The organism is Streptomyces sp. NPDC003943 (assembly GCF_053605265.1).
Window position 1 is genome coordinate 60,731 of record NZ_JBSGIW010000031.1, and the last position, 10,933, is coordinate 71,663.

The 10,933-nt window shown below is 69.9% G+C and carries 12 protein-coding genes and 1 pseudogene; 7 read left to right on the plus strand and 6 right to left on the minus strand.

The window, feature by feature from the left end; genetic code table 11:
- The first annotated feature begins 52 nt into the window (after window positions 1–52).
- From ACWEV0_RS15765 to ACWEV0_RS15775, 3 genes are all read left to right on the plus strand, one after another.
- The gene (locus ACWEV0_RS15765; protein WP_453149844.1) at window positions 53–1,060 is read left to right on the plus strand and encodes a hypothetical protein; all 1,008 of its coding nucleotides are present in this window, start codon (window positions 53–55) and stop codon (window positions 1,058–1,060) included.
- Window positions 1,057–2,427 carry a hypothetical protein gene (locus ACWEV0_RS15770; protein WP_453149845.1) on the plus strand — a complete coding sequence of 457 codons (1,371 nt, stop codon included), beginning with the start codon at window positions 1,057–1,059 and terminating at the stop codon, window positions 2,425–2,427. Before ACWEV0_RS15765 ends, ACWEV0_RS15770 begins: the two co-directional genes overlap by 4 nt.
- Before the next feature lie 67 nt (window positions 2,428–2,494).
- Window positions 2,495–3,067, plus strand: coding sequence for an SLATT domain-containing protein (locus ACWEV0_RS15775; protein WP_453149846.1), 573 nt, complete (start codon window positions 2,495–2,497; stop codon window positions 3,065–3,067).
- Window positions 3,068–3,549: 482 nt separating this feature from the next.
- Here ACWEV0_RS15775 and ACWEV0_RS15780 read toward each other — a convergent pair whose 3' ends face one another.
- The 4 genes from ACWEV0_RS15780 to ACWEV0_RS15795 all read right to left on the minus strand — a co-directional run bounded on the left by ACWEV0_RS15780 (window position 3,550) and on the right by ACWEV0_RS15795 (window position 7,146).
- Window positions 3,550–4,668 (minus strand): acyltransferase family protein, encoded by a 1,119-nt coding sequence (locus ACWEV0_RS15780; protein ID WP_453149847.1) that lies wholly within the window; start codon window positions 4,666–4,668, stop codon window positions 3,550–3,552.
- A gap of 308 nt (window positions 4,669–4,976) precedes the next feature.
- Complete coding sequence (locus ACWEV0_RS15785; RefSeq protein WP_453149848.1) at window positions 4,977–6,095, minus strand: CU044_5270 family protein; 1,119 nt, start codon at window positions 6,093–6,095, stop codon at window positions 4,977–4,979.
- Window positions 6,092–6,724: an RNA polymerase sigma factor gene (locus ACWEV0_RS15790; RefSeq protein WP_453149849.1), complete on the minus strand. Its 633-nt coding sequence runs from the start codon at window positions 6,722–6,724 to the stop codon at window positions 6,092–6,094. Before ACWEV0_RS15790 ends, ACWEV0_RS15785 begins: the two co-directional genes overlap by 4 nt.
- Before the next feature lie 137 nt (window positions 6,725–6,861).
- Entirely contained in the window at window positions 6,862–7,146 is a 285-nt protein-coding gene (locus ACWEV0_RS15795; protein WP_453149850.1) for a hypothetical protein, read from the minus strand.
- On the opposite strand from ACWEV0_RS15795, the gene ACWEV0_RS15800 reads away from it, so the two are divergent.
- Window positions 7,051–7,446 carry a hypothetical protein gene (locus ACWEV0_RS15800; RefSeq protein WP_453149856.1) on the plus strand — a complete coding sequence of 132 codons (396 nt, stop codon included), beginning with the start codon at window positions 7,051–7,053 and terminating at the stop codon, window positions 7,444–7,446. The two genes, ACWEV0_RS15795 and ACWEV0_RS15800, sit on opposite strands and share 96 nt — an antisense overlap.
- A complete protein-coding gene (locus tag ACWEV0_RS15805) occupies window positions 7,347–7,616 on the plus strand; it encodes a hypothetical protein (RefSeq protein WP_453149857.1) in 270 nt (89 codons plus the stop codon). The genes ACWEV0_RS15800 and ACWEV0_RS15805 overlap by 100 nt, the downstream gene beginning before the upstream one ends.
- 245 nt (window positions 7,617–7,861) lie before the next feature.
- Here ACWEV0_RS15805 and ACWEV0_RS15810 read toward each other — a convergent pair whose 3' ends face one another.
- Window positions 7,862–8,698, minus strand: coding sequence for an esterase/lipase family protein (locus tag ACWEV0_RS15810; RefSeq protein ID WP_453149851.1), 837 nt, complete (start codon window positions 8,696–8,698; stop codon window positions 7,862–7,864).
- A 342-nt stretch (window positions 8,699–9,040) separates the two neighbouring features.
- Between ACWEV0_RS15810 and ACWEV0_RS15815 the strand changes: the two genes are divergently transcribed.
- On the plus strand, window positions 9,041–9,436 hold the full coding sequence (locus ACWEV0_RS15815; protein ID WP_453149852.1) for a hypothetical protein: 396 nt from the start codon (window positions 9,041–9,043) through the stop codon (window positions 9,434–9,436).
- Between the two features lie 160 nt (window positions 9,437–9,596).
- Window positions 9,597–10,337: a class I SAM-dependent DNA methyltransferase gene (locus ACWEV0_RS15820; RefSeq protein WP_453149853.1), complete on the plus strand. Its 741-nt coding sequence runs from the start codon at window positions 9,597–9,599 to the stop codon at window positions 10,335–10,337.
- A 57-nt stretch (window positions 10,338–10,394) separates the two neighbouring features.
- Here the strand turns inward: ACWEV0_RS15820 and ACWEV0_RS15825 are convergent.
- Window positions 10,395–10,838: pseudogene (locus ACWEV0_RS15825) on the minus strand (IS5 family transposase); the annotation flags it as partial.
- Between the last annotated feature and the right edge of the window lie 95 nt (window positions 10,839–10,933).

Here is a 10,933-nt window from a genome sequence, read left to right on the forward strand (position 1 = left end):
CGGCGCGTCGGCGGGGCCGATCCTCACCGGGGACACGGTGGAGGGCCGACGGGTGACCGGCTTCACCTGCACTGCCCTCGCAGCGCCCACCTCGGCCGACGACCAACTGCTCCTCGCGGGCGACGAACTCGCCGGGCGCCCTCCTCGGCGGAGCACCGATCCCACGGACCAGCCGAGCCTGGTCCGCACGGGCCGGCGGCCCGATCAGCAGATCGCCCGGGACCGGACCCACCACCCCGACGAGCTGATGCCCGGCCTGGCGGGCCGCCTCCGGGCACTGCTGCACGGTCCCCGTGCCCCCCAATTCGCCCCGGACCTGGTCGAACGCCTCGCCGCTTCGGGCCACCACATCTGGGTGAGCGGCGGAGCCCCTCGCGACCTGCTGGCCGGCGCCGCCCCGCACGAGGTCAACGACCTGGATCTCACCGGCACGGCACCCGCCGGGGCCTTCACCGAGACGACCCGCCACGTACTGGACAGCGAGGGCACCGGTGCGGAACACCCCCAGCGGTTCAGTCCCGACACGCTCGTCTGCACGGTCCTCGACCCGGTCGCCCGCACCGGCGGGCCGAGTCTCGACTACCGGGGACTCGGCCTCGGCGACACGGCCTTCCCGGCCACGGGTACGGATCTCCTCCTGGACAGCCGGCAGCGCGACCTCACCGTCAACACGCTGCTCTACGACCCCCTGCGGAACCTGGTCGTCGACCCGCTGGGAAAGGCGCTCGACGACCTCGCGGACGCCCGGGGCCGGCGCCGTCTCGTCCCGGCCAACACCTCGGCCGATCCTCTCGTCCGTGCCGAGGTGCTCCTCCGCGGCCTGAAGTTCCGGCTGCGCTGGGACACCGAGGACGTGGACGACGAGCCCTTGCGGGCATGGGCACGGGCGCTGCCGTCCGATCTGCTCTCCTCGCTCGACGAAGGGGCGTGGGACCGTCTGGCAGGGCTCTGGATCCAGTGCGTGCCCGACCCCGGGGCTCCCGCCCTGGGCGAGACGGTTCACCGGCTCGGCCCCGTCGCCGTGGAGCTGCGCGCCCGTTGTGATGGGGTCGCTCCATGACGGCGCCGAATCCCGAGGGGAACTCCATGCCCCCGCACCGCCCCCTCAGCGACTGGATCGCCAGGGTCCGGCCCGGCTCACCGGGGCGGCCGCCCGGTCTGGGCCGTATCAACGACGGCGACGAACGCACCGACGCCCGCACGATGCCGCGGTTCGGCGCCGAGTCGTGGGCGCGTACCAGCCTGGTCGTCGAGCGGTCGGGCTCGCTCAGCCGCGCTCTGGCCCTGCGCGCGCCCGACGGGACCGCGGTCGTCGAACTCGACGACTTCGGCGCGCCCGTCGTCGTCTCGGAGCGGGGCGCCGAGCTGATCTCCCGGCTGGAGGAGCGATGGGCCGCCCCTGCTGCCGGCCCGGACGTCGTCGAGGGGCTCCGCGCCGAGAGTCTCCCTCTGCGCTATTTCCTCCTGCACCGGCTCAACCGCGAGACGCAAGCGCCGCCGCGGCTCTTCCACTGCCTCCCCTGGGAGCACGTCGACGCCGCGGCCCGCTCGGCCGCCTCCCTGCTGCGGGCGGAGACGGACGGCTCGGCCGCCGTCCCGGTCCCGCCGCCGGACGGCGAGCTGCGCCACTGGTTCACCCCGGCCGCCTCGTCGCTCGCGGGTCCCCTTCAGGTCCTCGAAGCCGGTCTGCGCACCGGACGGACCGGCGCCTGGTTCGGCCGGGAGGCCGCGAGTCTGCTGAACGGCCTGCTCGCCGTGGAACCCGAGCGTCTGCCCGGCACGACCCGGCAGGCGCTCGCCGGGCTCGCCGACGCACTCGGTGAGGCGGACCGGGCCCTGTGCCACTCGGCCCGCCTGGCATCCACCCGGCTGGCCGGCGTCGGGCCCATCGCACCGATCACCCTGAGAAGGAGCGTCGACTCCGACTTCGTCCTTCGGGCGTCCTCAGGCGAACGACGGCCCGCCCAGGACGAGTTCCTCGAGGCGTGGCCGGTCGCCGCAGGTCTCAGAGTCACCGGCGGCAGGCTGCTCGAAATCGAAATGGAGATCGAGGACCAACCCTTCCCACCCGCCCGACGCCTCGCCGACGGCCCGCTCTGCCAGGCGGTGACCGTGCGATCGATCGGGGACACGGATGCCGATTCCTCCGTGCCGGGCAGCCGGTACTGGATGGTGCTCACCTCCTCCGGCGGCACGCTGCAGGGTTTCGTCGCGGTGCCGCTGACGTCCGGATCCTTCGAGGTCGACCTCGACGCACCCCCCGTGCCCCTGCGTTTCCTGAGCCGCGTCCCGGCGGCGGAGCTGGAGGCGTCTTTGCCCGCCAACGAACGGGTCACGCTGTCCCAGTGGGCCGGGATGATCGACCCTCTGGAGCCCGGCCACCCGGTCCGGGCCGCTGTGACCGCGTACACGGACCGCCACTCCTGACGCCAACTCCCCGGAGGATGAGGGTGATTGCGCACCGGTGGCAGCACGCCCCCGGTAGCGTGGACGTGTGGACACCGAGGATCCGGTCGGCCGTGACGCCGACATCGAAACCGACTCCGACACCGACACCGACACCGAAATCCGCCGTCGCCGGGCCATCGAGGCAGAGTTCCGGCGGATCGAGGAGAGCGCCATGTACAGCGCGCAGTGTCAGTTCGAGGAGACGAAGCGCTGGCGCGCCGTGAACCTCCTCCTCGGAATCCCTGCCACCCTGCTCGCCGCCGTCGCCGGCACGACGGCCCTCGTCGACTCCGCCGGAGCGACCGCCGCCGGCATCCTCGCCTTGCTCTCCTCCGGCCTCGGTGCCGTCCTGACCACCGTGAACGCACCCCAGCGGACCGCCCAGGCCGCGGCATCGGCCAACACCTTTCTGGAGATCCAGACGGCCGCCCGGCAGCACCGCGAGATCGACCTCGACCGCTGGACCCCGGAGGAGGCCCGTCAAGCCCTGACCGCCCTGACCGCCCGGCGCGACGAAGGGAACGCCAAGGCCGAGGTCCCCAGCCGCCGCGCCTACCGCAAGGCGCAGGCGAACCTGAGGGCGGGGACGCAGGCGTACGCGGTCGACGGCGAGGCCTGACTGGCCCGCGGCACGCCGCATATCTGGCCGCCCCTCGGCGCCCACCTCACCGCCCTCGACGCCTCCCCCACCCAGCACCAGCGCGCCTTCGCCCGCTCCGCCCACACCCCCGGCCTGCACCTGGTGTGCGCTGACGCCGTCGACACCTGCAGGAAGCCGTCCCGTACGACCTGATCTACCCCGTCAGCGGCGTTCCCTTTCTGGACCCGCACCGCCTGCTGCCCGCCCTGGCCAACGCTCTCAAGCCGGGCGCGCGACTGGTGTTCAGCGCGCTGCACACCAGTTCCCACGAGACCGGCCCGTCCGACTCCGTCACCGCCCGCCCGGGATCCTCCGGCTGCCCGGTACGAACACCGAGCACCACCACGGTGTGTTGTGAGGAAGTGATGGTCAGCGCGGTGACCGTCAGGAGCGCGGCGCACAGGGCGAGCAGGGCGGCGGTGAGACCGGCAGTCCAGGACCGCTGGAGCATGGGCATCATGTCAGCGTCCGCCGCCGGCCGGACGGCTCGCGGTGCGGGGACCCTGGAGGATGCATCGTCGGCCGGGCTGCTCGACCCAGCGGTACAGGCCCCAGGACAGGCCGAGGGAAACGGCAAAGACGGCGGTGGCGAGAGCCAGGGCTGCCGCTGTCTCAAGTTCGAGATACCTGCCGAGCAGGTGCTCGACGGTCCGCATGACCAGGATGTGGATCATGTAGAAGGCGAAGGAGCACTCACCGAGCCGGACCAGCCACCGGCGGCGCCACAGCGACCGGGCGCCGTGCAGGTCGTTGAGCGCGGCTGCCGGTATGAGACAGGCCAGCCCGATCACCGTGAACGCCGCGTAGCTGCCGTCACCGGGCAGCTGATGCGCGAGGAAGTAGCCGATGAGGGTGAGGCCCATGGCTGCCTCCGACCCGGGCCCGCGCCACGCTCCGACCCGGACCAGACGGCCGATCGCCGCCCCGAGGACGAACTCGGGGAACCGGGCGAGCGGGAACGAGTACAGCGTCCAGCCCAGCGCGAAATACGCGTTGACCCAAGGCATCAGGATCACCGTCCCGGTGCATGACAGCGCCAGGCCGGTGAGGCCGCGGGGGCTCAGGCGGCGCAGGCCCGCGTACAGGACGGGGAAGGCGGCGTAGAAGAACGCCTCGCAGGTCAGCGACCAGCTGACCGGGTTCAGCGCCTGCCACCAATCGGGGTTCCAGGAGCTCACCAGCAGCAGGTTCGCTGCCGTTTCCGCAGGGCCGCTGGGGCGCAGGCCCGGCAGCAGGGTGAAGGCCAGCACCAGGGCTGTCGCTGCGGTGACCAGGTGCACTGGGTAGATCCGGGCAATGCGCCGCCGCCAGAACAGCCGGGCCCGCTCCCCGGGGCGGGCCGACCATGCAAGGACGAAACCGGACAGGATGAAGAAGGACGACACTCCCGTCGCGCCGGCCCCGAACGCCCAGTCGACGATCCGCGCGCTCTCGCCGCCGAAATATCCGAAGTTCCGCACGTGGTAGACGAACACCACGAACGCTGCCGCCCAACGCATACCGGTCAAGGACGGCAGCGCAGCCGCTGATGATGCCTGGGAGGCTTCGGTTGTTTCTATGCGAATTGCCTGAAGCGTCATGGCTGCACCTGGCCGGCGCACGGAAACGGCGGAGCAGCGAGCAGGGCAGCACAAATCAGCACGTGCATGAAGGGGGTCCTGTCACGGGGGTTCGGTTGTCACCTCGTGTACGCACGGCGCACGGGCGCTGGCAGAGGCAACGCGTTCATTTCGGCTTTCGGCCGGCGGTCCGGTCGCTGAGCAGTGGGACGCCAACCAGGGGGCGCCAACCAGGGGGCGCCGACCAGGAGGGCGCCGACCAGGGGGGCGCCGACCAGGGGGGGCGGTGCCCGAACTGAGAGCAGTTCGGGCACCGCTGCAGCACTTCGTCAGTTTGCGCGAATGTGTGTCTGTCCGGCCTTGTCGGTGATGCTGCGGCTCAGGACGGCGGTGGTTGCGGTGATCTGGCCCTTCTTGGCCCAGGGGGTGTCCTTGACCATGACGCTGCGCTCGCCGAGGAAATCCAAGGTGTGCTTGTCGAAGATCCACTCGGTGCGCTCGCCGTCGCGGACGCGGGCGACGGCGATGCCGTGGCGGCCGGCCGCGTCCACGGCGTCGTTGACGACGGTGACGCCGGGGATCCTGGCCGCGGCCTTGTACAGGGCGGCACTGACCTTCGGCGGCGCGAGCTGCTCGCGCAGCAGGTCGCCGATCGTCACGAACGCTTCCTGGTCCGGGCCGGGCCCGGCGCCCTTGGTCTCGTCGTAGATCTTCTTCAGCAGCGCATCGGGGTCGGTGGGCAGCGACTCCAGGTAGCGGTAGGTCGGGTTGTTCAGCGAGGGTGCCGCGTTGCCCGGGACGGTGACAGGACGCTTGGAGTCAGTGCCATCCGCCCGACGGACCGTGGTCCGGCCGTCTCCTTCACTGACAACGACGCCTTCCTGGTCAGTGGTCAGCTCCGTGTCCTGGCCGTTCTCGCGCAGCAGGCCGGGGCGCGTTCCGTCTACCGAAAGCCAGATCTGCCGCGGGTGCGGCTTGTCCAGGCGCATGACAGGGTCCTGGTCGCTCTGGCTGGAGTAGGCGACATTGCTGGCGACGTACACGTACTGGTCGTCGCGGACGGCGGGGACGGGCTTGGACGCGGCGACGGTGGCGATACGGTCCAGCAGCACCGCAGCCGGTGTGGCACTGGTACCGCGGGCCGAGGGGCCGGAGGCCACGGCCGAGCCGGGGCCGACGGTGGAGTGCTGGTCGAGCACACCGCCGGTGGCCAGGGCGAGGGCCATGGCGCCTGCGGCCAGCGGGATGGCCGTGAATGCCAGGCGGCGGCGATACCGGGGTCGGGGCCTGGCGGTGGCGGCATCGGTGTCGTGCCGGATTTCGCGCATCAGATGGTCCTTCAGGAGCTGGTGGCGGCGTCCAGGCAGGTCCCGCTCGGCCGGGACCGGCAGCAGCCGGGCCATCTCCTCACGCTCGGCCTGGGTGGGCCTTTGCGGCTTGGGGCTCATCGGGTTTCCTCCTCGGTGGGCCGGACCGCAGGGACGCGGTCACCATCTACCTGTCCGCAGCCCGCCTCCGAGTTCCCGCTCCGGGGCGGAACCTCGACACCGGCGAACTTGCGGAGCTTCTTGCGGGCGCGCGAGAGACGAGAGCGGACGGTGCCCAGCGGGATGCCCAGCGCCTGGGCCGCGGCCGCGTAGTCCAGGCCGGACCAGATGCACAACGCGACCACCTCGCGCTCCGCGCGGCGCAGCCGGGACGTCGCCGCCTGCAGCACCGCGACCTGGCCCGCGTCGTCGATGCGGTCGACCAGATCCTCGGCGAAGTCCGGGAACACCTCCTCGCGCGGCAGGCGGCTGACCGCCGCCTCGTGCCGCCGCGCGGCCCGGCGTGTGTTCCTCGCGGTATTGGTGGCGATGCCCAGCAGCCAAGGCCGCAGCGACCCGCCGTCCAGGTCCACCGTTACCCGCAGCCGCCATGCCTCCAGGAAGGTCAAAGACAGCACGTCCTCGGCAGCCGACCAGTCGCCTGTCAGCCGAAAAGCATGGTTGTACACCGCCCGGGCGTAATCATCGAAGAGAGACCCAAAGGTATCGGGATCTCCCGCCCGTATTCGGGCGCGCACACTCATCTCCATACCATCGGACTGTCCGACCGACTCGAACCAGTTCCCGGAACGTGATGCACGCCATATCCCGGGAGTTCCCGTTCAAACAGGAGAGGGACTTCCCGGACCTCGCCGGGGCCAGTGGCCGATGGCCGGTCAGACGGTCTTCACCCGCTCCTGACACCTGTCACGGGTGCTGCCGACATCGACGACACGCGACCTCGGTGCAGCCGCGGGGACCGTCCGGTCATGTCGGCGCCGGGACAAGCTGAGGGGAGGGCGCCGCCGTCCGCGGCACGAAGTTCACCCCGCACGACTTCCGCCGGCTCTCCGCCACCGACATCGTCAATGGCGGTCTGCCGATCCACATCGGCGCCGCCCTCCTCGGGCACCTCAACCTGCAGACCACCCAGGGCTACGTCGCGGTCTTCGCCGAGGACGTCGTCGGCCACTACCAGCGCTACCTCGACCACCGGCGATCGCAGCGCCCCGAGGGCGAATACGGCGACGTCACCCTGAGAAATGGGCCGAGTTCGAAGAACGCTTCGACAAACGGCAGGTCGAGCTCGGCAACTGCGCTCGCCCCTACCGGACGCCCTGCCGCCGTGAGCACGCCCGCATCCGCTGCCCCGTTCTCCAGGTCAACCCGAAGATGCTGCCCAGGCTCGCGGAGATCGAGGAGGACCTGGTCCTCCGCCGTCAACGCGCCGAGGAAGAGCAGTGGCTGGGCGACATCGAAGGAATCGAACTGACCTTGGCCTTCGTCCGGGCCAAGCAGGCCGACGCCGCGCGACTCGTCCAGCGGCCACCCGTCGCGCTGGGCATCCCGCAGGGGCGAGGCAGCACCTGTTCCCGACCCTCGTGCAGCGGCTCACGCACCGTCCCGAGGGGCCGCTGCAGTGGCGGTGCCAGCAACTACTGACCGTCAACCCACTTATGAAGCGGCCGTCGGACAGGCAGGTCGACGTGTTCAGGGGCTGGGTTACAGCGGAGGATCCCGGTGATCGCATCGTCGGGGGCCTCCGCTGTGCTGCGCTGTCCGGTCAGTGTTTGCAGGGCGCCAGCGGGTGGACATGCACTGGTGCTGGTCGTCGCTGGCGCCGAGTATGAAGGGCTGGGCGACGCGGTCGGCGGAGAAGGCTTCGCCAACGGGCCTCGGGGCCGGAATCAGAAGGCCGGCGCCCTCAGCACACAGGGAGCTGCCGGGGCTGCGGGGTCCAGGGCGCGTTTGACCAGCCCGATCGCGCGCGGGCTGTACGACATGCTCAGATGGGCGGAGAAGTCGACCGGGCAGCCCTCCTGCAAGGTGATGTTCTGCACCGTTGCTCCGGGGCCCGCCGTCATGAACGTGCTCTGCCAGGGGGTGGTGATCTCGTCGTACTTTGTGGCGATCACGGTGTAGTCGACCCCAGGAACGGTGTCGCCGTCGGCGTTGAGCTCCTTGATGAAGTCGGACTTCTCGTACTGCTGGACGCCCGCCATGCCCACGGACACCTGCCCGGGTTCCAGAATCCCGAGCTCGTCGGCGAGGGTCGAGATGCCACTCATGGTGGTTCCGTGGTTGGTCGCGCCGAGCTGGATGACCTTCTTGACCTTGTTCTTCGAGGGGTCGGCCGGGTTCGCGCCGCCGTCGGCCTTGAGATACCAGCGGGCCAGGGTCCCGCCCTGGGAGTGGCCGACCAGGTCGACCTGCCCGGAGCCGCTGGCAGCGAGCACCTTGTCCACGAAGGCGGCCAGCTCCTTGGAGGACTTCTTGATGTCTCCATAGCCCTTGACGGTGGGAGCGAGAGCCACTGCGGCGTCGTCGGTGTCGCCGTAGTCGAGGGCGTAGACGCAGTAGCCCTGCGCCTTCAACTCAGGAGACACTCCGGCCCAGTTGTTGTATCGGTTCTCGTAGGTGCCGTGGACCAGGACGACCGGGCGCGGGTGGGCGGCGCTGGGACGGCAGTTCCAGTCGTTGGCACCCGGCGGATCGATGTCGAGGTGGAGGATGGAATGGACCATGGCGGGAAGGAAATTGTCCTGAACGGGGCCGGTCTCCGCTGCCGCGGAGGTGGAGGTGAGCAAGACCGTCGCAGCGGCGGCGGCACAGACGGCGCTGACGTGTCTGGATATGCGCAAGACGGCTCGCCTCACGTGTCCCCCTTAGAGAAACATCTCCGCCGATTCGGTAGCGGCAGTATCCGGTAGGGGTGATCAGTTCGACACTGGTACGAGCGAGATGGCCGAATCACACTCACACGGCACCCCGGCACGCCTTGTCCGAGGCCCACATCGCCACGCTCCTGCGAACTACGACACCTGCGACCGCGCGGCCCCGCGGAGGCTTCCTGGCATCATCGCGGCATGACCCCGCCCCTTCCCGGCACCGTCCGAGCCGTCGATACGGCTCAGCTCCTGGACCTGGCCCAGGAGGCCGCCATGCACGGCTTCAGCCAGCGGCTCCCGGTCGACTGGCTACGAAAGCACCTCGCCGCAGAGGCGACGCACTACCTGTTCCCGACACTTGTGCAGCGGCTCACGCACCGTCCCGAGGTGCCGCTGCAGTGGCGGTGCCAGCAACTCCTGACCGTCAACACCGGCGAACAGGTCCTGGGTCTCCTCGACGTTCTTCCCGACACCTTCGACAAGATCCCGGAGATCCTGGACACGGCCTCCAAGAAGGACATCGTCGACCGCATCGAGCAAGCAGTGAAGGTGCGTGAGTGGATGGAACGGATGGGTGCCGAAGCAGGCTCGTGACGCCCCTGAGAACTCCTGACGAAATGATCTCCAAGGTGGTTGGTTCACTCCCGGGAGAAGCCCTGACCAGGCGACAACGGGTAGTGGACGGTGCAAGCTGACCCGCAGAGAACTCAAATGCGTCGACATCGCCCCTCAGCATCCGGCACAGTGGCCACCCGTGACGAGCAGTGAACTGTGGACCCGCGCGACCGCCGAACGCTACGACGCTGAGGAAGCCGCAGCATCCTCGACTGCCGTACTCGGACCGACCCTCGACTTCCTCGCCGAGCTCGCCGTGGGCGGCCGAGCGCTGGAGTTCGCCATCGGAACGGGACGGGTCGGAGTCCCGCTCCGGGAACGCGGCGTGCCGGTGGTGGGCATCGAACTGTCCGAGCACATGGCGGCGGTGCTGCGACGCAAGGTCGACGAGGGGGCCCTCCCGGTAGTCATCGGGGACATGGCCACCACCGTCGTTCCCGGCGGGTTCACCCTGGTCTACCTCGTCTACAACACCATCACGAACCTGCTCACGCAGGACGAGCAGGTCGAGTGCTTCCGCAACGCCGCACGGCATCTGGAGCCCGGCGGCCGATTCGTCATCGAGCTGGGGTTGCCGAAGCTGCGGTTCCTGCCGCCCGGCCAGGTTGCGGTGCCGTTCGATGTCTCCGAGGAGCATCTCGGCTTCGACACCTTCGACGTGGTCGAGCAGATGCTCGTCTCGCACCACTTCACCCGCGACGGCGACGACGGCCGCTACCGGCGCGAGAACTCCCGGCACCGGTACGCATGGCCGGCCGAGCTCGACCTGATGGCGCGGATCGCCGGGCTCGAACTGGAACGTCGGGTTGCGGACTGGGACGGGTCCCCATTCACCCAGGACTCCACGAAGCACGTCTCCGTGTGGCGCAAGCCAGCCTGAGGTCGGCCACCGGGCCATCAACGCCGGCCGTGCCTGTCTTGAACTTCTGTCGGGAGTTCAGGGTCGCCAGCAGATCGGTGCGCATCCGAGGGCGAGGAAGGCTTCGTGGATGTCGTCGCGGATCTCCCAGCGGTCCGCAGGCCGGCGGAACCAGTGCAACTGGGCGAATGTACGCTCCACGACCCATCGTTACGTGCCCGGGCCCGAGCCCTGCTCGGTGCCCCGGCGAGCGATCAGCGGCTTCACGCCCAGATCCCGGACGAGGCGGCGGTACTTGCCATGGTCGTAGCCGCGGTCGCCCAGCACCACGTCCGGGCGACGCCGGGGCCGACCTCGCTCGCCCCTCACCGGCGGCACCGCCTGAAGCAGCGGAATCAGCTGGGTGACGTCGTTGCGGTTGACGCCGGTCATGGTGGCGGCGAGCGGGATGCCGCTGGCGTCGGTGATCAGGTGATGCTTGCTGCCCGTCCTACCCCGGTCAACAGGGCTTCGTCCTGTCTTAGACGTCGTTTCTTATGGCGTGATCGTTCGTTGATCCGTGCATGACGGATCTGGTTGAGCGGTTGGTGCCGGACGAGTTGTGGATGCTGTTCCGG